Below are 23,238 nucleotides of genomic sequence, written 5' to 3'. Positions count from 1 at the left end.
TTTGACTTTGCCACTCTTCAGATGTACGGAGCTTGTTCAAAACTCAAATAGGATTCCTATAGTTGAGTAGGTTTAGAGCAACGGCAATTGTGCTGGGCACACTTAAGACGAGAATTCATCAAAATATCAGAGCGTCCCGGAGTCTCAAAAGAATTAGGAACAGCATTGGTTCTTCAGCAGGAAAAATTATTTGAACTTTGGCATCGAGTCAGAGATGGAACATTGAAGCGTTGTGAGTTCCAACTTTTAGTTCAAGAAATTCGCAACTCCCTTAAATCCTCTCTAGAAGAGGCTGCCGATTGTGAGATTGGTTCGGTAGAAAAGACACCATTGGCAAAAACTGTTCGCACTTGCCGCCAAATTTTAAAAGTTGAACCAGCTTTATGGTTATTTGTAACTGTTGAGGGTGTGGAGCCAACAAATAATGCTGCTGAAAGAGCTATACGTCCTGCGGTGATATGGCGACGTACCAGTTTTGGCTCTCAAACTCAAGCGGGTAGTACTTTTGTGACTCGAATGTTAACTGTTGTGACTTCCCTAAAGTCTCAACGTAAAAATGTCTTGGATTTTATGACTCACGCAGTGGGTGCAGCACGTGATGGTAATCCTGCTCCCTCTTTACTGCCTGAAGTCAATACTTCCCAGGAACAAGTCATAAATGTTGCTTAATCGCTATTGCTCATATCCGCTGATTTACCTTGATTCAATCTGGTGCAGTTTCTCTGCTTTTTCCTCACAACTCCTTCACTTGCTGAAATGCATTGTGTTTTAATCCGCGATCGCCCCGTGGTCGATTACCAAGAAAGGTTCGGTGAATGTGCGATCGCTGAATCAACTAAAGGAACTGTGCAAACTCTACGCCTAACCTTTGCCGGACATCAAGAAGTTAAACAATTTGCACGGAGATAATTATGGAACGTTCAATACTGATTCATTTCGACAATGCTACAGGTGAAGTTCGAGTGGAAGCGGAGGGGTTCGAGGGGCTGAGTTGTTTATCGGCTACACAACCGTTTGAAGAGGCATTGGGAGTTGTGGAGGGCGATGCCTACGGCGGTAAACTACGCATTTTCAAAGAAGAATCAGCACCACAGCTTCGCACTACGAACAGTAGTCAAACACGCCTACGTCAGTAATCAACACGGGGGAATCAACAAGTTCCCCCCTCAAAAACAATCATAAACGAATTAGCTAAAGAATACCCATTTGTTCACGTTTACGCACAGCAAAAACCAAGACAACCCGTGATCATCAAAGCTAGTACAGAGGGTTTGTGCGTACTTTTGAATGCAATAGTAACAGCGATTGCTTACCAAGAGAACAACGGTACAGCAGAAGTTTTTGACGGCGATGCCGAAGCCTATGAGGTGATCGTAAAAGTCGTAAACACACACGATGAATTATCTCCAGTTCCTTATCAAATTGAAAAACAATGAAACTCTCAAATCTCCTCTCCACGCTCGATTCACAAATCCCCATTGCTGCGGTTGATGTCCTGTCGCCCGATGAAGCGACTATCATTCAGTGGTTGACTACAGAAGCATCTAACAAGCTATCAAGTCCAGTATTCTTCTGGAATCTGGGAGTATCAACTTTAGAACAATGTTTAATCGCAGCAGATGGGGGATTGGTGTTTAAGCCAGTTGCAGAGTACAAAAAACCTCCACAGGCTGATCCACTACTATTTGTATTTGACTACATTGCTAACTTTAGTGCTGATGGAATCTTTATCTTAGGTGATATTCACTCGTTTATTGGGAAGAATTCGCCTTCGTTATCTTGGGAGGTTGTTAGCAAGGTAAAAAATCTCTACCATCGTCTCAAACCGACTGATAAACGCATTGTGCTGCTGGGTCAAAACATTCAATTACACGAGTCACTTGTACGCTTAATCCCTTATTGTGAAATTCCTCTACCGGGAGTTGAGCAAATACTACTTCATATCAATTCTTATTTGCATGACCTACAACAGTCAGCTATTGAACAGGAATTGGCTTTTACTATTTCCCTTAATAAAAGTGAAATTGAATCTCTTTCTCGTGCTGCCCTGGGATTAACCCTGGAGGAGATTAGCGACTTCCTGCGGTTAACTGTCAAACACAACCTAACATCAAATGGGATTTTAATTGATAGTAATTTCATACCCCAAGCAGTCGAGTATAAAACTCGGCTGTTGTCTCAAATGGGTATTGAATTGGGCAAGCCTGCTAGCATCTCCTTTGGAGGATTGGATTTGTTGCGTGAGTGGCTCAATCGGCGGCGGCGGCTATTCACACAAGAGGCGCGTGAGCTTTCCTTGCCTCAACCAAAAGGTGTTTTGCTTGCGGGGCCTCCCGGTACTGGAAAAACATTACTTGCTAAGAACATCGCTCATATCCTGAATCTACCGCTACTCCAGCTAGATATTGCATCCCTTTTGGGCAGTCTGGTAGGTGAGTCTGAGGGGAATGTTAGACGTGCTTTGAAAACAGCCTCAGCAATTGCTCCATGTATTTTATTTATGGACGAAGTGGAAAAAGCTCTTTCTGGCAGTGGTGACACAAGTGGCGTTTCTCAAAGGATTCTCGGCAATATTCTGACGTTCATGAGCGAGTGTACAAGTGGTGTATTTATTGTGGCAACCTGCAATGACCCTTCTGCACTGCCAACTGAGTTAAAGAGGAAGGGACGCTTTGATGAGGCTTTCTTTATTAATCTTCCCACGGAGCCAGAACGAGTGCAAATCTTGAGCATTCATCTGCAACGCTTTGGGATTGCGGTTGAAGACGAGTATTTGGAGGCGATCGCAGCTAATACCGCGAAATTCTCCGGTGCAGAACTGGAAACCCTTGCTTCGGAAGCTGCTCTGCTGGCATTCGATGAGGGTAGACCGCAGCAGGTAACACTTGCTGACCTCGAAACCTGCCGTCAAACCATTACCCCGCTTGCGATTCAGGACGCGGCGGCAGTGGAGCGAATGGAATCCTGGGCATCCACCGCACGACGGGCTAGCAGTCCTGTAGTTGCAGCGAAAACTCAATCCTTGCGTGCTGCTAAATTTCGGAATATGAACTGATGAGAAACCGATTGCCTCCTGATTCTATGGGGGCGATCGCCACCGATTCATAGCGGGTACGCCATCACTGTTTCTTCTAGTAATTGATAGCAACCAATTAACATAGTTAATAAGGCGAAAAAACATGATAACAGACTTAGTTACTTATTACGGGCAGACTCCAACCATTGACCAACTGGTTGAGAATTATGGCGCATATTTGGAGAAATTAGACAGAGAAACCAAATTGTTGCTTCGGACGGTGTTAACAAGTTATGTATTTATGCGAGAAAGGCATCAGCCGAGCAGTTGCACACTAATAGAAGCTTCTAGGGATGCACTTTTTGTCACATTTCTTGGTATGGATACGCCACAACTTTTGGTAGATATTTGCTCACAATTAAATGGGCTAACAACACACGAAGCGGAAACAATACTTGAAGCACTACAACACCAAATCCGATGGGGCAATGCCCAGAAGTTAGCGAATTGACAGGGTAAGAAACATGGAAATCTATTTAGTCTTTGTTGATGCTATCCAAAACAGCAATAAGTTCTGGTCGGCCATTGTCGAAGATGGTAATTTAACAGTGCAGTGGGGCAGAGTCGGCTATCAAGCGCAGACTAAAGTTCACACATTAGGCAATCATCAAAGAGCGGTTAGTAAATTTAACAATCTGGTAGCCGAGAAAAAAGGTAAAGGCTACCGCGAAAGTCAGCCAGAAATAGATACAAGTGATGTTTACGAAATTGAGAGAGCTATTGGATTGCTTAATGCAATACGATCTTATGTGATTCATCGAAATTTTGATCAGCATTACATTCAACTTCTTAATCAATACTTAAAAATCGTACCTACGCCGTTAGGGATGCAAATTGCTCCCTACACAATATACCGAACTCTTGCTGATGATCCACATCAGCAAGAGTTACTCAATTCTCTGTTAGCGACACCTGCACCAATTGTTGCTGCGGTGGCTGTTAGTCATGCTCCTGAAGCAACAACAGAACCCAAGGTAATCAGTCTCAAGACTATCAGTAAAAACTTCTGGCGACATTTGTAAATACAGAGAGCATAACTAGTTAAAAACTAGTTATGTTCTTAATTTTTCTGCCTAAACACTTACTCGCATTATCAAAGAGGAAACATTATGCCGCGAAAATCCACTCATCCCGCCCCTGCTGATCATTCCTCACTATGCATACAATACCTTCGTCGTTGTGGGGGTAGCGCTCGATTGTGTCATATCAACTTCAGTCTTAGTGTGATTCAAATGTTGGTCAATCAAAGAAAAGTAAAGATTAAGAATACTAGTGCAGGTTTTTTTATTGAATTGGAGGATGCAAAATGAAAATACAGAAAGTAACTCATCAATCATATTTGCTTTCAAATAATAAGGGTAAGTTAGTTATTCGTCGGACTCGAAAAAGATTTAGCCCTAAGATTTTGATTGACTGCACCATAGAAACAACTGTAATTGTCTCTCTGCTCTTAACTGGGTTTTCAGGAGTAGGGGCAATGGGGTGCTGGGGGCTGGAGATTATTGAGACAAATGCTAACCCCAACATCATCATCTCTGGGTGGCAGCAACAGAAAAGTATTTGCTTGGGTGCAATGTTGGTAAGTTTTTCCGCCTTCTTAGGTAGTTCTTTAGTCGGAGCAAGCTTCAGTATTCAACGAGATAAATTTTAGGGAGAGAAATGACAATGAAAGAGTACAAAACTAAACATGGTGGCTACAAAATCGAGACTACTGAATTATCAGATGGTGCTGTAGATGTTCACGTTGGGAAGCAGAGCTTGTTGAAAACAACCTGGGCATCTCCTTCAACTAAAACCTTTGATAATCATACACAAGCTGTTAGTCATGCCAAAAATGCTATTGATAACGGCGAAATTGATTCAGTTTTTCAATGTTAGAACACACTAATGCAAATTCATTCCATTCAAGCATCTAAATATATAGGAGCAAAAAATGACGTTAACTCTAGATAATCGCTCTCAAAACAAAGAATCATCCTTGACGCAAGCATTACGGCTTCTTCAACAGCTAAACTCCAATGTTCAGGCGGGATGTTGGTTTGTATTTCAGGAGTTTTGGGTAGCGCTTTGTTGAACGGGCGTTTGAATTCTCAGGAGTAAATGAATCATGGGACGAAAAATCAGTAAAATCGATGAACTAGCTCAAAAACTGCTAGAAAGTCATCATCATAATCTTTCGCCTGGGGAATATGAGTATGTATCTACTTCTGCAAAACTAGTTAGTGAACAAATTAGTGCTTTTTATCAGGCAGCCGGGCTACAACCGCCAACAGAGAAAACAGTAAGAAATTGGTTCTACAAAAATAGATGTCCAGATTGGGCAATCGCTATCATAACTCATTGTTTAATTTCCCTAAATAGGGAAACTGCCTGAAATATCAAAATCCTATTGCATTGCGTAAAAACGTTTTTTATTGTAGAAGAGCAAGGTCAATGAATAGTCAATTGATAGTCACAGAACAATGCTTATTGATATCAACATGGATATTCACATTGACATCAACATTGATATTCATGTTGATGTCAATATGACATTAATATTAATACGAGTGTGACACGGATATTGACTAACTTTTTGAAACTGTTGATACGGATTTGACATTCTTAATGAAATCAGAGTGGAGAGAACAACTTTTTAGCTATCAACCAAGTCAATCGGGGGCAAATCCTTTAGTTCTACCAATGTCAAAAGCAAAAGCCACCAAGATTTTAGGCATTTGCTACCGCACATTAGAACGATGGGCAGAGGTCGCGCCAAGCATCCCAGAGTATAGATTAATACTTGTGAGGATGAAGACTCTGACCCAAGAAAAAAAATTACGTGCGCCACCAATCACACCTTATCAGGTATGGGTCATCGGTAAAATTGGGGAATTGTTCTCTGACATCACTCAAGGGATTGATAAAAAGGCTTTTGTGGAAATCATCATCGAAGCGCATAAACACGAATACACCCGTGCAGAATTTGAGAAAGAACAACTTAGATTCACATCACAAGTATTAGGAGAGACACATCATGTCGGATAACACATTTACTCGCGCAGAATTATTTGAATTATTGAGTGCTAGCTACAGTCCACAACAAATTATTGCTGGATTAGAACAGCTTGCCGCCTTAGACTCAACAGTTGATCCGAATGCAGAAGAATTTCCTGTAGAAATCAGTGATCGCTTAGACAGGTTGTTTAATCTAGCGCAAGCAACCCTCGACAAATCGAAGCTGTTAGGAGGTACGGGCAATTTGGCAAATATACAGACGGGAGCTATAGACATGGCCACTGAACAATTACAACTTGTTGGAGTCAGCCGAGAAACGTTTAAAGCATTCTTGGACATTGTGGCAGGTAAGACTGTTGCCCAAGCATTGGCAGTTCACCAATTTGAGCAAGAGTTATTCGATGAAATAACAAGTGAGCTTGATGTTCGTTCATTGCAGCGACGCACAGAGCAAGGCTTTGATGAAATAGCGTTTATTTATCAGTTGGCCAAAAATCCCGAAATCAGGCAACAAATTACCCAAGAATACGGGTTAAAGACTGGGGATGAGGTAAAACAACAAGTTCAAACCCTCACAACTGGTGCAACTGTTGGTTTTGACCCGGAAGCATTCTTACAAGAACTAGGAGTACCAACACCTGAAAAAAAGTCGAAACTACCTGCGACAATTCAAGATTTGAAAAATTTGACACGCTCTTTGTTGAGCGAGAAATTCCAATCTCCAGCTTAAAATGGCGCAAGTTCTTCAAGGAAAATCTTTTCGGATTGTCAGTCATTTTTTTTCTAGTTTGTATTGGGCTATCTGTTTACACTCATGTTATTAATGCACCGCCACCCCAGACAACACAAAGTATCCAAGGGCAACAACCATAAAATATTTTGGCTGAGTGTTTGATGAAATATCAGAAGCAAGCGATGTTGGGATTATTGGGCATGGGGTTAATCGCAAGTCCTCGGTTATCGCAACTGCCAGCCCAATTTAAGACTTACAACAGTGGCATTACTATTCGTGAGTCTGAAGAACTAGAACGCATTAAAGCCGAGCAAAGGGCAGCGACCGCCGACAAAATTAACTCTCTTGGAGTTACGCCCTCATTCAGTAAGTTACGAATCAGGAACTATCTAGACTCAAAAAAACGTAACCCTAGACCTGACACTACAGGTTATTTAGAATCGGAGACAGTTTTTATATATGACTCAACGGGTTTTTGTATTGGGCGTATTGAACAAAGGCAATGGAAATGGAAATATCGGTTCAAAAATGCTTGTAAGAATTCGCCGCTATTTAAAGATTCACTCAATTGATTTATGAAATATCTCACTCCAAACAAATCTAATTCACAACCAAAACCAGAATCATCATCACAAAAAGAGCCGAAAGAAGGAGGGGGTAACTACTTAGAATTATTAGCTCGGTGGATTGTGGCATTAATCTCACTGCCAGTCATCTTTATCTCACATATCATTGCCCAATTCGTTACCCCAGGCACACCCGGATACAAGCTGGTTGGTGCAATTGGTTTCTGGATTGGTACACTCCTTTCTACTGATAGCATCTGGCAAGTTTTATTCCAGGGAAAACCCCTCCTACCGTGGTTTGAAACTGAATGGATTGGCTGGTTTGGTTGGTTACAACTCCTATTTAATCCCTTGTTTTGGATTAGCTTTGGTATCTCTGCACTTGTTCAGGTTATGGAAGCGCGAACATTGCGTGGCAAAGACCCAAATCAAGCCAAGCATGAGTTTGAGGAATCAAAACAATACACACTCGGCAGTAAACCGAATGGCAATATCGACCTGACAGTGGCATTGTGGGGTGATTATAAAGCTGCTGGCATGAAAGAACGTCATACAGGTGGAGCGATCGCACTATTTTTCTGGGTACTAGACATCACCACCACATTCGTTGGCCGTAATCCCTTCCGCTACACTAACCCAGGTTTAATCCTGGCTTGTTTTGCTTACAATGTAGCCTCAATGATGGCAGGCGAGATTGGTTACAACATTTGGAAACTAACTAAGTAAGAGGAATTCACATGCAGCAAGAAATACCAATGCTAGGAACCAAAGAAACGGCACTTTTACGTGACGACTACCCCAGCATTGAGTATTTGGAAGCTGGGAATACTGCCTCTTGGTTACAGGAGCGTCAAGACCAGTTATTAGTCCGCGCTAAAGACGAGCGTAATGGCATGAATCTTGCTAAGTTCATTACTTTAGCGACGGCGGCAACTGGTGCTGTTTGTTATGCTACCTCTCCTCTTGCTCCTATCGGTGCAGTCGTAGCTGGTGTTGGTTATCTATGGTCTATTGTGCAAGACCTCAATAATACCCATCAATTTGCACCAATCCCTTTTATACGTGGTGGCTTTTTTGAATTCCTCTCGGCAATGGGAGATAGTGTTGCTAGAGACGAATACAATGCTTGCAAAAATGAACTGGCTGACTTGATGCTGCATCTGGAGCCAATGTCTAAGTATGAGTTGGGAGCAACGCGAAAAAGTGAGATCGGGGTTTAGTTCTCAATTACACCTCTATATTCTCAACAAAACTTGGTTTTTTAGTTGCGATCGCATCCTGAAACAAGCTATATACGTCCCAGGTTTCAGCACCTCACAAAATCGCGTTGCTCCCGTATGAGTTTGCCATGCTCAAGCAATCATCTCATGTAGTGTGTGAATACTTGAGCGCCGTTGAGCCAGGAAAAAGATTTTACGCTTACCGTTGGTTACTTGATTGGTTTATTCAGCTACGTGGGAGTTTCCCACCCGTGAGCAATTGTCTGGGCATTTAGCGCAAGTGACAATTGACCCGCGAGTTAATTACCAACAAGTAACAGTTATTCTTGAGGCCATACAACCGCAAAATCTTGGTATCCCACAAGCTCGATTTGCTCAATTACCAAATCATGCTGTGGGAGCAAGGTTTGAAGAGGAAACGGGGCAGAGTGTAAGGAGCGCAGGGGAAATTTCTCCCATGCCCACTGCTCCCATGCAAAGTGCTTCTTCCCCTCCAGTCAATACCGAAATTTCTACCTACACCACTAAACCCCAAGTGCAGTATGACCTAATTGGGCATATTGCTAAGAAAGTGACAAATATGCTGTGGGTTGGTGTCCCTGGTTCTGGCAAGGGTATTGCCATTAGCAATGCAATCGATGCTATCAAGCGACTGCATCCTCTTATACACATCTTTTATATTGACCCAAAAGGTGACGAGAAAGAAACCGGTTATTTCAAAGGTCGTGTTGATACTTTTAAACGGGCTAAAATCCTAGAAATGTCCCCGGTCGAAGCAGTCTTATGGGTCAAAGAATGCTTTACCGAATTTCAAAATATCTCTGGCTCCAAGCTGATTATTTTGGATGAAGGAACGGCTGTCTGTTCCAAATTTAAAAATACCAAGGGTGAGATTGGTTGGCTCAAAGACAAAATCATCTCTTACTGTTCTTGCGGTGATAGTTCCGGTTGGCATTTCTGGATTGTCGTGCAGAACCCTCACACTGATGACTTGGGCATTTCTGGCGGACTGCGATCGCAGCTAACTTCAGTGGCGTTAGTTCATCCTGATAACGTCCCAGCTTACAATGCCATGATTGCCACTCAACTCATCCCCAGCGATCGCAAGATTACCTCAACCCAAGTAATGGAGATTGCTGCACAATCACCAGTCGGTCGAGCAGTTTATTACGGTGGCATCAATGAATGGATACCAATGCCTCTGTTAAAGAATTTCTCTGGTTATGACCGGGATACCAAAAACTTTATTGACTCTGCACCAAGTAATAAGCAAACCTCTCAAGCCGAAACTAAGGAGTCTTGCACACCAACAACTCAAGCTCAACAGATGTTGGCACTTTTAGAGAAGACGAAAGCCAATTCAATTGATGAGTTTATCCAAACCGAGTTGAAATTAGACGGAGTTCCACCAGAGCTAATCCGTTTGGGAATCGAAAGATTGCTTCAGAATTCTCATATAAAGTACAAATTCGGTGGTTGCAATAGTAATCAAAATTAAAATTTGGAGAAAAATATGCAATCAGTTCTTAACTTTTCGTCACCACTAAAGCATACCTTGATTGTCGGTGCGCCCTGTTCTGGTAAAGATTTTTTAGCAAGCCACGCTATTAAAACACTTAAACAACAGCAACCCTCTCTTACTGTTAGCGAATTGCTTGGTTAGTAGCTACTTCTTGATACCTCACTTATCAAATCTTTCAAACTCGGTAAACCTAAACCTATGCAAGACAACAATCAAAGCAACTCCCCCTCAGCAGCCTCAAGCCCTTTAGAAAAGTTAACAACGAGTGTTGTTAACTTTATTAAGAGTCTTTCTCAAAGCTTCAAACTATCAGAACGCGAACTACTAGTTCAAAAACAGTGGCTACATAATATGCAAACTAGTAAGCTTCTCAAAGAACAACAGGATTTCATCAATGAAGCTAATCAACAGATGCCTATACTATTAACTTCCAAGTCAAGATTAATAATTCTGCAAGCAATACTTGTCACTCGTGCTAGAAATGGACAACCTATAGATGATTTAGTGACGGTAATTGAAGTAGTCAAGAAGAACGTTCTTGAGATAGATATCCAGCCCAATCTCAATTTAGAAAAGGAGCAAAAAACTCAACCTCAGAAAACCAAAAATGCACTAATTACACATCGTCACCAGTACGAGTTACCTGTTCTGAGCGAAGTTGGTGATTTAATCACTGATGTCCGAAACATTATATTAATTGTGCCTCTAATTGCGGCTCTATTTATTTTGATTTTGCCGATTACTAGCCCAAGAATTTGCGATTCTTGGGAGAATGCTACTGGCACTTATGAAAACAATAGCTTGTATTGTCAACTTTTAAGTAATTTTAATCGTTTTTTTCAAGACTATCAGAAGCTCGAATGAATCTTTTAGCTCTGGCAACAATCGCCGGAGCTTAAGCAAATATTTTTTAGTGCAGTTCTCATTTCAGTGACAATTAGCTACAGAACTGTTCGCCATCTTTTTCTAAGATGGCAATTAATTCCGACACTCACATATTTTCTCCCGTCCAAACTTTATCTAGTAACCGCAAATTTTTAAGAGTTAGGTCGCTCTCTTTCACTATCGATACATTTGTTTTGCCCAGTGCCATCAACAAATCTTCAAATACCACTAAGCCATTAAACTCTAAGCCTTGAATCTCGGCTGACGCTAAGGCTGACAATCGCTCACCACAAATCTCAATCATGAACCACTCACAAAAATCTTTCTCCAGCAATGGATGACGACCACCGATCCCTTGCATCAGCCATAGACCATAAATACTGGCTGTCGTATCATCCATTGTGGCTAAACGTTTAGCTGCCACCCTCCCAAGATTCTCAAAAAATCGCACACCTAAAGCTTTTTCTAACATCTGCATTGACTCTGGTAGTGCATGAACTACAACAGAAATTTGGCTATTTTCTAGTTGTTTAGAATGATAATTTTCTAAATATTCATTTGCCTTCTTTGATGCCAACATCCTACCATCTGGGTGTAAGTTGAAATCAACCCCTGGCTTGAAACCTCCTTGAACTAGTTTTTGAGTCATGCTTGTCGATACATCCTTTACGGCTTGTTGATAACTTTCTTTACCTACGTATTCTTGCAAGAACCAAACAAAATTTGCTCCCCTCTACTTGCACAAGAGCTTCTTTGAGGATTATTGTCTCATCCTCTAATTGTGCTAAGGTTAATATTTTTGAAATTTCTTGCAGATTTTGACAAGAAATCGCTTCTATCAACTGCTGTTTTAGGAGTTCATTTTGCGAATTCATTTATTCTGTGACTATCCGTATCATACTTTTTGTGAAGCTCCAATTCAAAATTCAAAAAAGGTCAAGCGTTCGCTGAAGGGATTGTGGATATTGCCAACGTCTGCTGTAGACATCACACTTATCTTAATATTGTTTCAATTTCTTTTAGGATATCAGCTAAAAAAGGAGCATCTGATTTAACGATATTATCCTCACTCCCATCATGTTTATGATGAGGGAAAGTAGTCAGATTTAATTTTCGGTTATGTTCAGTATTGTCATAGCGGAAAATTAGATTATTCTCTGAATTCATATATTGATAACTATACATTTTTCTATCTAGGGATATTTCAACATAAACAAATTCCCTCAAATGCAGCAAGGAGTTATCTTTAAATTCGAGTTTGGCTCTGATAAAACCTTCATACATTCCTCTTTTTTCAGTTTCTACATGGAATAATTTAACTATTTCTGAGGATTCAATTAAAAGCTGAATTTGCTGAAAATAATCTTCAATCAACAAAATCAATCTCCTCTATTGACTCTTTTGTTTGTTGTAAATGTGCCAACATTCGAGCTTCTCCAATCCACTCATCAAAGTCAAGGTTATGGGATAATTTATCATTATTAAACTGAGTGATAAATTCCTCAGTTGATAATTTATATTTGGTTTCAAATCCCTGAATCCGTTCTTCTGTTCTTTTGATTCCTGATGTCACACTCTGTAATCTTTCTGACAAAGCACTTTGAATAATGCGTCTGAGGGAATCTGGATCTTTTGACCGGAGTTTGAGTTCAGCCATTATTTTTCCTCTCCTGCTACTGTTAAATTCACAAAATAGTCCTTGAATGAGCAGTTGTTATTGTATATGCAAATTGAAACTAATCTGTGAGCAATGGCACTTTTTCGATTCCACAAGTTAGTCCATCACTTAAAACAGTTATCAGTTAAAACCCAAGGACTTTACGACTTGACTGATAACTGTTTACTATTAAAAACCATCACCCATCCAAAACGAGTCTCTCAAAAGAAACCTTGTACTATTATTTCTTACCTGCTTGCACACGCCCTTTTGTACCTTGTGTAACCTTCGATTCTTCTTCTTGCTTACTGGAATTAACCATTTTCATCAAGTGCTGATTTAGATAACTTTGCGCTGAGATATACAAACTTTCCCAAATCTCTTGATTGCGGCTGATTTTTGTACCGACTGTATTACCTGCTGTTTTCTCCGACACCAAGTATTTACGAAAATAGTTAGTCCACAAGTGTTGGAGAAAATCTTCAGCGAATTCGTTAAACGGCAGAAGGGAGCAACGCGATTTTGTGAGGTGCTGAAACCTGGGACGTATATAGCTTGTTTCAGGATGCGATCGCAACTAAAAAACCAAGTTTTGTTGAGAATATAGAGGTGTAATTGAGAACTAAACCCCGATCTCACTTTTTCGCGTTGCTCCCGTCCGAGACTTATCTGCTATAGCACGTGTTATCGACTGGGTAATCCACCAGTAAGCGTAAGTCGAGAGCTTATAGCCTTTATTAGGGTCAAACTTTTCGATCCCTCGTTGCAGCCCCAATGCCCCTTCTTGGAGCAAATCGAGAAAATCTAAATTGTGATTCTGGTATTTTTTGGCAACAGAAACCACCAGCCGCAGGTTAGCTGTCACCATTTTTTGTTTAGCCTTTTGACCTTGTTAAATAACTGATTGTAGTTCAGCTTCAGTAAACCCAAGCGAGGTAGCTAATTCCAAGTCAGTTAGTTGCCGGTTGAGTTGTTGAGCGAGGTTTGAGCGCTGTTCTTCAACTGCCATCATCTGCTGCACAAGTCTAGCCAATGTAATTTCTTGTTCAGGAGCCAGCAGAGGATAGCGACCGATTTCTTTAAGATAGGAGCGAACTAAGTCGGTAGGGGAGCAACGCGAAAAAGTGAGATCGGGATTTAGTTCTCAATTACACCCCTGTATTGTCAAAAAAACCTGGTTTTTTAGTTGCGATCGCATCCTGAAACAACCTTTATACGTCCCAGGTTTCACCACCTCACAAAATCGCGTTGCTCCCGTCGGTAGTTGGACTGGGCATTATTAGTAAATGATGAATGGAGTTCCGGTAAAGAGGATACAAGCTTTCGATTAAATATTCAAATATTCAAATATGTAAATATGAGTATATATTGAATATTCAAATATTCAAATATGTAAATACAGATACGCTAAATATTCAAATATTCAAATATTCAGCTATTAGATTTATAGATCGGAGTCTTGATATTAGTTTGCAGTCTAGGCATCAGCGTGCCAAACGGTGATGCCTCTTAGAAAAACTTAAAAATTTTTGTTATCTAATCCGATACTCAACTATTTAAGGTCAACTTCCCATATTTCTAAATTGCTTGAGAGCTTCGGCCGCTCCGACTACATTAGAAAGCTTAAAAAAGGTCTGAAATAACTCCTCAGCAAATTCAGAACGGTCAAGATTATCTCCAGCTTCACTTAGGTCTAGCAGTTCTCTATCTAACCTCTTACTAGTTTTTATAGGGAGGTGGAATATTGCTTGCATATAATCTGGGTTATTTCGCTTTGATACTTTACCTCGTTTGTTTGCTTTAGTTTTCATTTCGCCTTCTACTGGTACTGGGATGTCTTTCGATACAGAAGAAGTTGAATCTATTCCTACTATGGCACTTTCATTGTTAACAGAGGAAGGCTCTATAATTGGACTCTCCTCGTATCGATTTGATGAAATAACTATCTCTGCCTCCATTTCCTGACAAAGATTATCGCTTTTATTAACTTCCTGGTTTCGTTCAGCAATAGTATCTAAATTTGTCTCTTTGCTAGAAAACTCTTCTTCAGTAGAAATTTTCTTCTGCTCATAATCCTCAACTTGTAACTCTGCATTTAACGGTGCAGCATTTTTAAGTCTTAGGATTTCGCTGAATCTAGAAGCTCGGCCAGTGGGTTGAGTTTCGCTAGTTCCATCCAGTCCCGCCATGCTATTTTTCCTCCTTTAACTTTATAAATAGGCTGTCCAAGTGCAGCAGCATCTTTGTAAGCTTTCAGTAGTCTAATTCCCCGATCTAGTACGGGAAACCCATTTTCTTTTAGTGCATGAAATGCATCTAACCCATCTTTTTGGGGAGGGGGGGGGATCATAGTTAACAAAACACGGTAATTAACTCGGTTTGGCAAGCTCTGGGTCATTAAAGCTAAAGCGTCCATAGAGAGTGAATCTGGTGTACTTGGCAGAATTAATAAATCGCATCCATCTGCAAGTTCTTGCAATTCAGATTCAAGAGGACGTGCTGGAGTGTCGATAATTACAAAGTCGAATCTACTTTGACCCATCAATTTAGGAGCAGCATTCTCACTGCACACCTTGAAAGGTAATTTTCCTAACCTAGCCCATGTGGTAGCAGATCGGTTGGGGTCTGAATCAATTAATAAAGTTTCCCCTAACGGGGAAAACAAGCAGGCTAGGCAGATTGAGGTAGTTGTTTTCCCTACCCCTCCTTTGTAGGAGGAGAGGGTGATGATTTTCATATTAGTTTGACTATTTGAATATTCAAATATTTAACAACAAAATAGTGGAATAGTCAATAAAGAAACAAGGGGGTAGATAAATTACGCAGAAGCCTGCCATAAGAGGGCAAACTGCTTCATCGAAGACAACTCTTGACTTGGTAAAGCTCCTGCGGACGCTTTATTTCCATTGCAGTGGCAATGACTATAAATATTTTTGTCTATCTACTTATGTGTACATTTTTATTCAACTATTCAAATATTCAACTATTTAAATATTATAAATATTCAAATATTCAGCTATGTAAATATTCAAGTATTTAAGGGCAGATATAGCTTTTGTGACATGGAAGACAACAACGTAAAGTTGGCAACTTATTCAAATAGCTGGCTATTTAGCTATTTGAATACTCTTCTATAAAAATGAATATTTAAATATTCAAATAGCTAGACAATCAAAAGCAACGTTTTTGCTACATCATATAAGAACTTCAAAAATCGCTTTGGGGGCTGTAAGGGGGCTATATGTACCCCACCAATAAATGAGAACTCTCCTCAGAAATGACCCCCGCTTGGGGTACAAATGGGTGCTGCTTGGGGTACATTTGACTGTTTTACATTTTATACCCCACTTAGCCCCCAAAGGCTGATGATAAACTTGTTGACGCTTGAGAAAGAATGGGCAGAGGAGCAAAGGAGCAAGAGGGCTTTAAAAATTTATCAAGTCTTAAGACCTATATATACCCGTAGCAATAGCGTCATGAGTTCTGTTGCCGCAGCATGAATAAAAGCTGCAATTGTTGTGTAATCTCTTTGAGCAAGCGTAAATCTTTTTGAGTAACCGCTTTTTGATATTCAGCAAAGAGTGCTTCGTATTGCTGATCCAAAATCAAGTTGGCTGACTCAGAATAATTTTTTGCTTGCTGCTGTCTATTTTTTTCAAGCCATAGATCGGACATTTTCTTAAAATCTTCGTAGCTAAAATTTTCTTCACTCATAGTCAAAAAGTTCATTCATCCTCTTCATCCTCCTCCTCATAATCTGCATAATCTGCATAGTCTGCATAGTCTTTTCCATGTTCTTCGTACCACAAGCGTTCTTCTTCTTGAGCCGCCTCTCGCTGTATCCTTTTCCTTTCGGCAATTTCTGCCTCTATTGCTTCTTGTTCTAACTTTTCTTTCTCAAGCCTTTCTCGCTCCAGCCTTTCTCTTTCTTGGGTTTCTTGGTCTACCCTCTCTTTCTCAATTCTGATTAATCGCTGCTCAATTCGCCAACAGTAGAAATCCAAAGCTTTGCCCGTCGCGGCTCCGGTAACTGTGCCACCGACTAGAAAGATCAGTCCAGTTTTCCAGCCTTTGATCGGGCCACCGCTCCACTCCAAACTTTTTTGATTGAACCACACCAGCACAGAGAAGACAGAAATCCCAACTACTGTATTGATAAGAGCGAAAATTCTGGGGGTTATCTCAGTCTGTCGCAGTATCAGCCACTGTCCCAACCAAAGTATTGCGCCAAAAATGACAGAGGCGATCGCACTCATGACAATATGATCTGGATATCTGAATGGATCTAATGTCATGTTGATAATCAGTGGCACAAATACCAGGGCACACAGCAAAAAGCCAACAAGTAAACCAGCAGTGTTTATCAAACTCCAGTAGCGTCCCAAATAACCAAGGCGGAATTCTAATATCCACTCCTCCACCGGAAGCATTGTGATATAAAATGCCATTGCTGCACTGACGTAATCGAGCATTAGCAGAAGTTTTACCCGTGTGTTGCTTTGTATTTTACACAAGTTTCTGTGCAATGCCTTGAGTGCCCAGGTTTAGGCACTCGCGTTGCTCTTGAATAGAGTGAAAATTCTTGAACTGATACACCCAAATGAATCCAAAACAATTAGAAAACTCCATTTTTGAAGCTGTTTCTGACGCGACTGCAAGAGTTTGGACAACTGAAGAAAAGCAGTTGATTCAGAACGATTCAGAGCTACAAAATCAACTTGACCAATGGCTAAATAAAACATTTAAGTGATACTTGTTGGCATCCAGAAAACTATAGAATAGTCCGAGACTTAAGCGCCCCTTCAAGCTTCAGTCAACCCATGAATTTCTTTGAAGATATTCCTTTTTAAAACCTCTTATATTCGGCTCATACTTATTTTCCAGACGAATAGCGCTTCGCGTAACTTTTGTGAACATTACAAAAATTTCGGAGAAATACAATGGATATTCAATCTACACTCACCCAAGCTATTGAAATTATTGTCATGAGCTTTGTTGCTCTGATGATTTTCGATTTTATCGACGGACTTTATGTTGTGCCATTACCAGCTATTACAATTGCACAATCCAATGCCAGTTTGAAATCTGCAATAACAGCGCCTCAAATTGAACCACTATCTAATACTGAACAAGTACAAGCCGAACCTCAACAAACTCCCTTCGTCACATTACAGTTTGAGGAAATTTCTGACCCCTGGACATTAGAACTAGAGCCAGAATTAGAGTCTCACAACAGTTCTACCAAAACTCAACCAGTTGTACTCCAATTCCCTTCACTAAGGCTACTACCACCAGTAACAGGAGTACAACCGAAATCTAAGAAAGCTAAAACCGTCAAGAAATCTACTCTCCTCAAAGGCAAAACTACCAAAACTTCTAAAACTACTGCACATGTTACATCTACCCAAACCCCACGAGAACACACAAGACCACGCAAGCAGTCCGCTTAAGTAACTTTACCGGGTGTCCTGTTGCTTCGACATGGACACCTATTTAAGGAGCGATCGCATCGGTCAAGCGATCGCTTTTTTGTCATTTCAAAAATTCAAGCGCACTGTGCCTTGGTAGTCGCTCTCCGGTACGCCCCAGATGATCTTGAGTTTGCTCACGCTCGTCAGCACTTGGAAATAGCAATCGCCTTATCTGGAGAATATCATAAGCTTTAGGCGAGTATCTTCTGGAAGACCTCACCGGAACGAGTTAAAAGACGGATTCGCTCACAATGTAATCAACTAGCATTTGATACGTATTCCCACATGGTTGAGTTGGCCCAGTTAGTCAACGAATATGCAGCAAAACAAACATCTGTTGGAGTTCCACAACCGAAAGAGTGGTTGGAATTCATTTTTAATTTGAAATGTGCAAATCGAAAAGATTGAGCGGGAACATCCCACAGAAATAAACATTTTGCAACTAAGTCTACTTTGATTGCCGATCGCTGTACGAATCTTCCAGTGCAGTATCGGCTACGCCAAGTTTTTGTGAAATCAATACTATATATACAGTCATGGTAAGTGCAATTCAAGGCTCACTATTTGACCTACAGACAGTTCTGGACTACGGGCAGTCTATTGTCAGCGCCGGACATGAACTTGCCAAATATTTATTCAACAACCATACAATAACAACAAAAGCGATTCAGTCACAGATGAATCGTTACTTCAACGGCACGGCGGCATCAGGTGCTTGGCAGTGGAAGGACGGATACGAAGCCCTTGAGGTGGCGTTAATCTTGTACTTGCGGCAAAAGGGGCTGTCAGATAATCCCTTAGAACAACTGCGACGGCTTGAGTTGCTCTGCCCCACGCATACCCGCCGCAGCGAGGAGCAACTAAAACTTCAGCAGTTCTCTACTCCGTTACCCCTAGCGTACTTAGTGGCGTTGGCAGGGCAAATCACAAACAACGACCTGATTCTTGAACCATCTGCTGGTACTGGGATTTTAGCCCAGTTTGCTAAACTTCAAGGTGCAAGTTTGATGCTCAACGAGCTTGCACCCGATAGGGCGAAGATTCTGCGTCGGTTGTTTCCTGGCACTCCACTATTCTCTGTAAATGCCGAGCAGATTAACGACTACTTAGCCCGCATTTCTCAGCCATCTGTAGTGCTGATGAATCCGCCATTTTCATCATCACCCAAGATTAGCGATCGCAATCCCGACGCAACACCTCGGCATATTAATTCAGCCCTGCAAAGACTAGTTGACGGTGGGCGGCTAGTGACAATCACCGCTAATTGGTTCTCTCCCAATAATCCCACTTGGCGAGAAACCTTTGTTAAGTGGCACTCGGAAGCGCGAGTTGTGCTTTCGGTTGGGGTTAACGGCAAGGTGTACTCAAAACATGGTACACAAATTGACACCAGAATTACGGTAATTGACAAGGTTCCGGCTGACGATCACAGGCAAATCCCCTGTATTCCCAAAACCTTGGACTTGCCAGAACTGCTGGCGTTGATTGAGCAGTTGCCGGGGCGATCTTCGTGGCAACATCTTACTATTAAAGCGCCTCCTGTTACTGCGTCAAAAGTTGTTAAACTACCAAGACGCACCGTAGTAGTAGCTCAACCAGAAACAATTTCCTCTCTTCCAGACGTGGCAGTTCTGGAGTACGAATTGGTCGAGTGGAGTGGCTCAGACGGTTTAAAAGATACCCTTTACGAAACCTATCGCCCACAACGCTTAAGAATCAAGGATGCCCTACCACATCCCTCATTACTTTGCGAGAGCGCAGCCCTAGCACTTGTCTCACCACCAGCGCCTAGTTACAAACCACATCTTCCATGCAATATCATCACGCAAGGCTTGTTATCAGAGGCACAGCTTGAGAGTGTTATCTACGCGGGTCAAGCGCATTCTGAATTCCTGTCTGGATCGTATATTGTTGATGATTCCTGGGATAATGTAACTGTAGCAGCAAATACTGAAGAAAATCCCGTAAAATTTCGCCGTGGCTGGTTCTTAGGCGATGGTACAGGCTGTGGCAAAGGTAGACAAGTCGCGGGAATCGTTTTGGACAATTGGTGTCAAGGGCGAAGAAAAGCGATTTGGGTATCTAAAAGTTCTGCCCTAATTGAGGGTGCCCGACGCGATTGGTGTGCTTTGGGTGGAAATGAGCGAGATATTATCGACCTTAGCAATATTAAACTAGGTGATCCGATCCCTTTCACCCAAGGTATTCTGTTCTGTACGTACTCAACTCTACGTTCTCATCATAACGGCAAAAGTCGGCTCAAGCAAATCGTTGAGTGGGCTGGTGTTGATTTTGAGGGAGCGATCGCTTATGACGAATGCCACGCAATGGGTAACGCGATGGCACAAGAGGGCAAACTCGGTATGGTCGCCGCTTCACAGCAAGGTGTTGTTGGGCTGAGGCTGCAAAATGCACTGCCTTCTTCACGAGTTATATACGTGTCAGCCACCGGAGCAACGAAGGTTTCTAACCTATCTTATGCAAACCGCCTGGGGCTTTGGCAGACTGGGGATTTCCCGTTTACTTCACGCGAAGATTTTGTGGAATCTATCTCTGACGGTGGTATTGCGGCGATGGAAGTTGTGGCGCGGGATTTGAAGGCTTTAGGGCTGTATCTGGCGCGGAGTCTTTCCTTTGATGGTGTGGAATATGACACCTTGGAAATTGAGTTAACACCAACTCAGGAAGGGATTTACGATAACTACGCCTCGGCTTTCAAAATTATCCACAACAATTTACATCGGGCATTAGAGGCTTGCAATATATCTGGCGCAAAAACCTACAACCGTGCCGCTAAAATGTCTGCTATGTCGCAGTTCGAGTCCCACAAACAAAGGTTCTTTAACCATTTGTTGACCGGGATAAAGTGTCCACAGTTAATTAAGGCGATTGAACAGGATTTAGCTGCGGGTAATGCCGTTGTTATCCAAATCGTATCAACTAATGAGGAGTTGCTTAAGCGTCGGCTCAATGAGGTTCCCGTAGAAGAGTGGAAGGATTTAAACCTTGATTTAACTCCCCGTGAGTACCTCATGGATTATCTCATCAGTGCGTTCCCCGTTCACTTACATGAAATCCATTCAGGAGATGATGGTTCAGAACGCTCCGAGCCACTGTTTAATGCTGATGGTTCCCCTATCATCTCACAGGCAGCTTTGTCGTTGCGAGATGGATTGGTAGACAAACTTGCAAGTCTTGACCCTATCCCTGGAGCTTTAGAGCAACTGCTTTGGCACTTTGGTCACAAGCAAGTTGCTGAAGTGACAGGTCGTAGCAAGCGGGTGTTGAAAGACGAAGCTGGACGATTATTTGTTGATTCACGGGGTTCTGGCGCTAATATTGCTGAAACCACCGCATTTATGGCGGGAGATAAACAAATCCTCATTTTCAGTGATGCAGGTGGTACTGGTCGCAGCTACCATGCTGACTTAAATGCACTCAATCGGAGACGGCGATCGCACTACTTACTCGAAGCTGGCTGGAGAGCAGATAATGCCATACAAGGGTTGGGGCGATCGCATCGTACTAACCAAGCATCAGCACCCATATTCCGACCAGTCACTACAAATGTGCGAGGTGAACGTCGATTCATCAGCACAATTGCTCGGCGGCTGGACAGTCTCGGCGCACTCACTCGCGGACAAAGACAAACCGGGGGCAACGGGATATTCTCAGCACAAGACAATCTGGAATCAAACTATGCTGAGTATGCCTTGTACGAATTGTTCAAGCAGATTTTCCAAGGTCGATTTATTGAAGTTCCTTTAGGGACTTTTGAAGCCATGACAGGACTTAGCCTCACTTCCCACGAAGGCGGCATGAAAATCGATTTACCACCCCTGCGACAGTTCCTCAATCGGCTGCTGGCTTTGAGAATTGGGATGCAGAATATCATTTTCGAGCGTTTTGAGTTGCTGTTAAGTCAGCAGATTGAAACTGCGATCGCGACAGGTGTCTTTGAGCTTGGTGTTGAAACTCTTCGGGCTGAACGGTTTACCATCGAAAGCCAGGAAGCAGTTTATACTCATCCTGCTACTGGTAGTGTGACTAACTATCTCTTGATTGAGCGTGTTCAAAAGAACAATATTCAAACTGCTCAAGAAGCTGTGGATTACGCTAGCAAGTACCAGGGACGGCTGATGGTAAACGAGAAATCTGGTCAAGCCGCAGTATCTATTCCTACTCACAGTATCTTTAATGCTGAAGGTGGGGTAGTGCCACGGGTTTTGTTGGTGCGACCACAGAAAGAAACTCGCGTACCTGTCGACAAGCTCTTATCGTCAACCTGGAAGCAGGTTTCAACAGAGGCGTTTATTGCTGCGTGGTCGAAGGAAGTCTCCCAACTGCCTCAATTTACTACTGATTACATTCACCTTGTTACTGGAATACTTTTACCGATTTGGAAAACTCTACCACAGCAGAACAGTCGAGTATTTCGATTGCAAACTAGCGATGGTGAGAAAGTTCTAGGTCGGGTGATTTCGGCTCACGACATTCAAACTGTCAGAGAACAACTTGGACTAAGGAATCAGGTGCTTTCTCCAGCAGAACTGGTGAAGCTAGTCTTGAACGAGAAGTATTCACAACAGTTACCTGGAGGAGTTGTTACATTACGCTGTTCGTCTATTGCTGATGAGCGGCGGATTGAGCTAGTTAACGCTTTACCTGTAGTGGATCAACTTGTTGCTGTTGGATGTTTCACTGAAATTATCCAGTGGAAGAAACGAGTCTTTATTCCAACTGGCGATAAAGCGGCATCTATTCTGGCGGCGGTGATTGGAATTCTAAGATGAAATTTGTAGCCACTCTTAGCAAGTGGCTACTTTTTCGATTTCACTATTTCACTTTCAACTCCAAACAAATCTTTATAAACTTCAAAATCTCGAAAAAGCTCCATAATGAGACTTCTAGTAAATGCACAGTAAATCATATTTTCTCGCGCCTTATACAAGTCAAATGCTTTAAACAAATCTTTTTTAGCGCCCTCAATATCGCCCAGATAAAATCTGACTGTCCCTCGTCCATAGTATGCCTCTGCACAATCAGTATCCAGAGATAAGTAGGTCAACTTAATTAAATATAAGATAGAGATACTCTTCCCGTTGTATGTC

Annotated in this window: 30 protein-coding genes and 4 pseudogenes; 24 read left to right on the top strand and 10 right to left on the bottom strand. The window is 41.9% G+C overall.

Going from position 1 to position 23,238, the window contains the following annotated elements; genetic code table 11:
- Nucleotides 1-54: 54 nt before the first annotated feature.
- The 19 genes and pseudogenes from PUQ00_RS26080 to PUQ00_RS25990 all read left to right on the top strand — a co-directional run.
- A pseudogene (locus tag PUQ00_RS26080) lies at nt 55-669 on the top strand (transposase); the annotation flags it as partial.
- An 87-nt stretch (nt 670-756) separates the two neighbouring features.
- On the top strand, nt 757-909 hold the full coding sequence (locus tag PUQ00_RS26075; protein WP_300422151.1) for a hypothetical protein: 153 nt from the start codon (nt 757-759) through the stop codon (nt 907-909).
- Between the two features lie 2 nt (nt 910-911).
- On the top strand, nt 912-1,136 hold the full coding sequence (locus tag PUQ00_RS26070; RefSeq protein ID WP_300422149.1) for a DUF2997 domain-containing protein: 225 nt from the start codon (nt 912-914) through the stop codon (nt 1,134-1,136).
- 108 nt (nt 1,137-1,244) lie between these two features.
- Nucleotides 1,245-1,436: a hypothetical protein gene (locus PUQ00_RS26065; protein ID WP_300422148.1), complete on the top strand. Its 192-nt coding sequence runs from the start codon at nt 1,245-1,247 to the stop codon at nt 1,434-1,436.
- On the top strand, nt 1,433-3,055 hold the full coding sequence (locus tag PUQ00_RS26060; protein WP_300422147.1) for an AAA family ATPase: 1,623 nt from the start codon (nt 1,433-1,435) through the stop codon (nt 3,053-3,055). Before PUQ00_RS26065 ends, PUQ00_RS26060 begins: the two co-directional genes overlap by 4 nt.
- Before the next feature lie 124 nt (nt 3,056-3,179).
- Entirely contained in the window at nt 3,180-3,527 is a 348-nt protein-coding gene (locus PUQ00_RS26055; RefSeq protein WP_300422146.1) for a hypothetical protein, read from the top strand.
- A gap of 13 nt (nt 3,528-3,540) precedes the next feature.
- The gene (locus tag PUQ00_RS26050; protein ID WP_300422144.1) at nt 3,541-4,098 is read left to right on the top strand and encodes a WGR domain-containing protein; all 558 of its coding nucleotides are present in this window, start codon (nt 3,541-3,543) and stop codon (nt 4,096-4,098) included.
- 284 nt (nt 4,099-4,382) lie between these two features.
- A complete protein-coding gene (locus PUQ00_RS26045) occupies nt 4,383-4,727 on the top strand; it encodes a hypothetical protein (RefSeq protein ID WP_300422142.1) in 345 nt (114 codons plus the stop codon).
- A gap of 14 nt (nt 4,728-4,741) precedes the next feature.
- The gene (locus PUQ00_RS26040; protein ID WP_300422141.1) at nt 4,742-4,954 is read left to right on the top strand and encodes a hypothetical protein; all 213 of its coding nucleotides are present in this window, start codon (nt 4,742-4,744) and stop codon (nt 4,952-4,954) included.
- Between the two features lie 55 nt (nt 4,955-5,009).
- Nucleotides 5,010-5,150: a hypothetical protein gene (locus PUQ00_RS26035; protein ID WP_300422140.1), complete on the top strand. Its 141-nt coding sequence runs from the start codon at nt 5,010-5,012 to the stop codon at nt 5,148-5,150.
- Between the two features lie 33 nt (nt 5,151-5,183).
- Nucleotides 5,184-5,450 (top strand): hypothetical protein, encoded by a 267-nt coding sequence (locus PUQ00_RS26030; protein WP_190737273.1) that lies wholly within the window; start codon nt 5,184-5,186, stop codon nt 5,448-5,450.
- A gap of 233 nt (nt 5,451-5,683) precedes the next feature.
- On the top strand, nt 5,684-6,103 hold the full coding sequence (locus PUQ00_RS26025; protein ID WP_300422137.1) for a hypothetical protein: 420 nt from the start codon (nt 5,684-5,686) through the stop codon (nt 6,101-6,103).
- Nucleotides 6,093-6,803 carry a hypothetical protein gene (locus PUQ00_RS26020; RefSeq protein ID WP_300422136.1) on the top strand — a complete coding sequence of 237 codons (711 nt, stop codon included), beginning with the start codon at nt 6,093-6,095 and terminating at the stop codon, nt 6,801-6,803. The genes PUQ00_RS26025 and PUQ00_RS26020 overlap by 11 nt, the downstream gene beginning before the upstream one ends.
- Nucleotides 6,804-6,967: 164 nt before the next feature.
- Complete coding sequence (locus tag PUQ00_RS26015; protein WP_300422135.1) at nt 6,968-7,378, top strand: hypothetical protein; 411 nt, start codon at nt 6,968-6,970, stop codon at nt 7,376-7,378.
- A gap of 3 nt (nt 7,379-7,381) precedes the next feature.
- The gene (locus tag PUQ00_RS26010) at nt 7,382-8,098 is read left to right on the top strand and encodes a hypothetical protein (RefSeq protein WP_300422133.1); all 717 of its coding nucleotides are present in this window, start codon (nt 7,382-7,384) and stop codon (nt 8,096-8,098) included.
- Nucleotides 8,099-8,109: 11 nt separating this feature from the next.
- On the top strand, nt 8,110-8,592 hold the full coding sequence (locus PUQ00_RS26005; RefSeq protein WP_300422132.1) for a hypothetical protein: 483 nt from the start codon (nt 8,110-8,112) through the stop codon (nt 8,590-8,592).
- A 217-nt stretch (nt 8,593-8,809) separates the two neighbouring features.
- A complete protein-coding gene (locus PUQ00_RS26000; protein ID WP_300422131.1) occupies nt 8,810-10,090 on the top strand; it encodes a hypothetical protein in 1,281 nt (426 codons plus the stop codon).
- 15 nt (nt 10,091-10,105) lie between these two features.
- Nucleotides 10,106-10,255 carry a hypothetical protein gene (locus PUQ00_RS25995; RefSeq protein ID WP_300422129.1) on the top strand — a complete coding sequence of 50 codons (150 nt, stop codon included), beginning with the start codon at nt 10,106-10,108 and terminating at the stop codon, nt 10,253-10,255.
- Between the two features lie 57 nt (nt 10,256-10,312).
- The gene (locus tag PUQ00_RS25990; protein WP_300422127.1) at nt 10,313-10,978 is read left to right on the top strand and encodes a hypothetical protein; all 666 of its coding nucleotides are present in this window, start codon (nt 10,313-10,315) and stop codon (nt 10,976-10,978) included.
- A 127-nt stretch (nt 10,979-11,105) separates the two neighbouring features.
- Here PUQ00_RS25990 and PUQ00_RS25985 read toward each other — a convergent pair whose 3' ends face one another.
- From PUQ00_RS25985 to PUQ00_RS25965, 5 genes and pseudogenes are all read right to left on the bottom strand, one after another.
- A complete protein-coding gene (locus tag PUQ00_RS25985) occupies nt 11,106-11,708 on the bottom strand; it encodes a hypothetical protein (protein WP_300422125.1) in 603 nt (200 codons plus the stop codon).
- Between the two features lie 284 nt (nt 11,709-11,992).
- Nucleotides 11,993-12,376: a DUF6516 family protein gene (locus PUQ00_RS25980; RefSeq protein ID WP_300422124.1), complete on the bottom strand. Its 384-nt coding sequence runs from the start codon at nt 12,374-12,376 to the stop codon at nt 11,993-11,995.
- A complete protein-coding gene (locus PUQ00_RS25975; protein WP_300422122.1) occupies nt 12,366-12,656 on the bottom strand; it encodes a hypothetical protein in 291 nt (96 codons plus the stop codon). Before PUQ00_RS25975 ends, PUQ00_RS25980 begins: the two co-directional genes overlap by 11 nt.
- Nucleotides 12,657-12,897: 241 nt before the next feature.
- Nucleotides 12,898-13,164: pseudogene (locus tag PUQ00_RS25970) on the bottom strand (abortive phage infection protein); the annotation flags it as partial.
- Between the two features lie 147 nt (nt 13,165-13,311).
- Nucleotides 13,312-13,761: pseudogene (locus tag PUQ00_RS25965) on the bottom strand (sigma-70 family RNA polymerase sigma factor); the annotation flags it as partial.
- Between the two features lie 19 nt (nt 13,762-13,780).
- Between PUQ00_RS25965 and PUQ00_RS25960 the strand changes: the two are divergent.
- Nucleotides 13,781-13,939 (top strand): hypothetical protein, encoded by a 159-nt coding sequence (locus PUQ00_RS25960; RefSeq protein WP_300422120.1) that lies wholly within the window; start codon nt 13,781-13,783, stop codon nt 13,937-13,939.
- Nucleotides 13,940-14,218: 279 nt separating this feature from the next.
- Here the strand turns inward: PUQ00_RS25960 and PUQ00_RS25955 are convergent, their stop codons facing one another.
- The 4 genes from PUQ00_RS25955 to PUQ00_RS25940 all read right to left on the bottom strand — a co-directional run bounded on the left by PUQ00_RS25955 (nt 14,219) and on the right by PUQ00_RS25940 (nt 17,128).
- The gene (locus tag PUQ00_RS25955) at nt 14,219-14,845 is read right to left on the bottom strand and encodes a hypothetical protein (protein WP_300422119.1); all 627 of its coding nucleotides are present in this window, start codon (nt 14,843-14,845) and stop codon (nt 14,219-14,221) included.
- Nucleotides 14,776-15,393 (bottom strand): ParA family protein, encoded by a 618-nt coding sequence (locus PUQ00_RS25950; RefSeq protein ID WP_069071788.1) that lies wholly within the window; start codon nt 15,391-15,393, stop codon nt 14,776-14,778. Before PUQ00_RS25950 ends, PUQ00_RS25955 begins: the two co-directional genes overlap by 70 nt.
- Nucleotides 15,394-16,130: 737 nt before the next feature.
- Complete coding sequence (locus PUQ00_RS25945; RefSeq protein WP_300422116.1) at nt 16,131-16,385, bottom strand: hypothetical protein; 255 nt, start codon at nt 16,383-16,385, stop codon at nt 16,131-16,133.
- Entirely contained in the window at nt 16,382-17,128 is a 747-nt protein-coding gene (locus tag PUQ00_RS25940) for a hypothetical protein (RefSeq protein ID WP_300422114.1), read from the bottom strand. Before PUQ00_RS25940 ends, PUQ00_RS25945 begins: the two co-directional genes overlap by 4 nt.
- A 128-nt stretch (nt 17,129-17,256) precedes the next feature.
- Here PUQ00_RS25940 and PUQ00_RS25935 point away from each other — a divergent pair, with 128 nt between their 5' ends.
- From PUQ00_RS25935 to PUQ00_RS25920, 4 genes are all read left to right on the top strand, one after another.
- The gene (locus tag PUQ00_RS25935; RefSeq protein ID WP_300422112.1) at nt 17,257-17,406 is read left to right on the top strand and encodes a hypothetical protein; all 150 of its coding nucleotides are present in this window, start codon (nt 17,257-17,259) and stop codon (nt 17,404-17,406) included.
- Between the two features lie 190 nt (nt 17,407-17,596).
- Nucleotides 17,597-18,106, top strand: coding sequence for a hypothetical protein (locus tag PUQ00_RS25930; protein WP_300422110.1), 510 nt, complete (start codon nt 17,597-17,599; stop codon nt 18,104-18,106).
- A gap of 21 nt (nt 18,107-18,127) precedes the next feature.
- On the top strand, nt 18,128-18,322 hold the full coding sequence (locus PUQ00_RS25925) for a hypothetical protein (protein ID WP_300422108.1): 195 nt from the start codon (nt 18,128-18,130) through the stop codon (nt 18,320-18,322).
- 341 nt (nt 18,323-18,663) lie between these two features.
- On the top strand, nt 18,664-22,920 hold the full coding sequence (locus tag PUQ00_RS25920) for a strawberry notch family protein (protein WP_300422107.1): 4,257 nt from the start codon (nt 18,664-18,666) through the stop codon (nt 22,918-22,920).
- A gap of 26 nt (nt 22,921-22,946) precedes the next feature.
- Here the strand turns inward: PUQ00_RS25920 and PUQ00_RS25915 are convergent.
- Nucleotides 22,947-23,238, bottom strand: a pseudogene (locus tag PUQ00_RS25915) (hypothetical protein); the annotation flags it as partial.

The sequence above is a fragment of the Nostoc sp. S13 genome, assembly GCF_029379315.1.
Classification (GTDB): Bacteria; Cyanobacteriota; Cyanobacteriia; order Cyanobacteriales; family Nostocaceae; genus Nostoc.
Note: the sequence above shows the minus strand (reverse complement) of the source record. Positions and strands in the feature narration are given on the sequence as shown.

Bases quoted from the DNA above. Each gene is read 5' to 3' on its own strand.
- PUQ00_RS26015 (WP_300422135.1), top strand. From the start codon at position 6,968: ATGAAATATCAGAAGCAAGCGATGTTGGGATTATTGGGCATGGGGTTA.
- PUQ00_RS25950 (WP_069071788.1), bottom strand. From the start codon at position 15,393: ATGAAAATCATCACCCTCTCCTCCTACAAAGGAGGGGTAGGGAAAACA.
- PUQ00_RS25975 (WP_300422122.1), bottom strand. From the start codon at position 12,656: ATGGCTGAACTCAAACTCCGGTCAAAAGATCCAGATTCCCTCAGACGC.
- PUQ00_RS25920 (WP_300422107.1), top strand. From the start codon at position 18,664: ATGGTAAGTGCAATTCAAGGCTCACTATTTGACCTACAGACAGTTCTG.
- PUQ00_RS26055 (WP_300422146.1), top strand. From the start codon at position 3,180: ATGATAACAGACTTAGTTACTTATTACGGGCAGACTCCAACCATTGAC.
- PUQ00_RS26070 (WP_300422149.1), top strand. From the start codon at position 912: ATGGAACGTTCAATACTGATTCATTTCGACAATGCTACAGGTGAAGTT.
- PUQ00_RS26025 (WP_300422137.1), top strand. From the start codon at position 5,684: ATGAAATCAGAGTGGAGAGAACAACTTTTTAGCTATCAACCAAGTCAA.
- PUQ00_RS25990 (WP_300422127.1), top strand. From the start codon at position 10,313: ATGCAAGACAACAATCAAAGCAACTCCCCCTCAGCAGCCTCAAGCCCT.
- PUQ00_RS26005 (WP_300422132.1), top strand. From the start codon at position 8,110: ATGCAGCAAGAAATACCAATGCTAGGAACCAAAGAAACGGCACTTTTA.
- PUQ00_RS26035 (WP_300422140.1), top strand. From the start codon at position 5,010: ATGACGTTAACTCTAGATAATCGCTCTCAAAACAAAGAATCATCCTTG.
- PUQ00_RS26020 (WP_300422136.1), top strand. From the start codon at position 6,093: ATGTCGGATAACACATTTACTCGCGCAGAATTATTTGAATTATTGAGT.
- PUQ00_RS25955 (WP_300422119.1), bottom strand. From the start codon at position 14,845: ATGGCGGGACTGGATGGAACTAGCGAAACTCAACCCACTGGCCGAGCT.
- PUQ00_RS25945 (WP_300422116.1), bottom strand. From the start codon at position 16,385: ATGAACTTTTTGACTATGAGTGAAGAAAATTTTAGCTACGAAGATTTT.
- PUQ00_RS25995 (WP_300422129.1), top strand. From the start codon at position 10,106: ATGCAATCAGTTCTTAACTTTTCGTCACCACTAAAGCATACCTTGATT.
- PUQ00_RS26030 (WP_190737273.1), top strand. From the start codon at position 5,184: ATGGGACGAAAAATCAGTAAAATCGATGAACTAGCTCAAAAACTGCTA.
- PUQ00_RS26010 (WP_300422133.1), top strand. From the start codon at position 7,382: ATGAAATATCTCACTCCAAACAAATCTAATTCACAACCAAAACCAGAA.
- PUQ00_RS26040 (WP_300422141.1), top strand. From the start codon at position 4,742: ATGAAAGAGTACAAAACTAAACATGGTGGCTACAAAATCGAGACTACT.
- PUQ00_RS26060 (WP_300422147.1), top strand. From the start codon at position 1,433: ATGAAACTCTCAAATCTCCTCTCCACGCTCGATTCACAAATCCCCATT.
- PUQ00_RS25940 (WP_300422114.1), bottom strand. From the start codon at position 17,128: ATGCTCGATTACGTCAGTGCAGCAATGGCATTTTATATCACAATGCTT.
- PUQ00_RS26075 (WP_300422151.1), top strand. From the start codon at position 757: ATGCATTGTGTTTTAATCCGCGATCGCCCCGTGGTCGATTACCAAGAA.
- PUQ00_RS26050 (WP_300422144.1), top strand. From the start codon at position 3,541: ATGGAAATCTATTTAGTCTTTGTTGATGCTATCCAAAACAGCAATAAG.
- PUQ00_RS26045 (WP_300422142.1), top strand. From the start codon at position 4,383: ATGAAAATACAGAAAGTAACTCATCAATCATATTTGCTTTCAAATAAT.
- PUQ00_RS25935 (WP_300422112.1), top strand. From the start codon at position 17,257: ATGAATCCAAAACAATTAGAAAACTCCATTTTTGAAGCTGTTTCTGAC.
- PUQ00_RS25930 (WP_300422110.1), top strand. From the start codon at position 17,597: ATGGATATTCAATCTACACTCACCCAAGCTATTGAAATTATTGTCATG.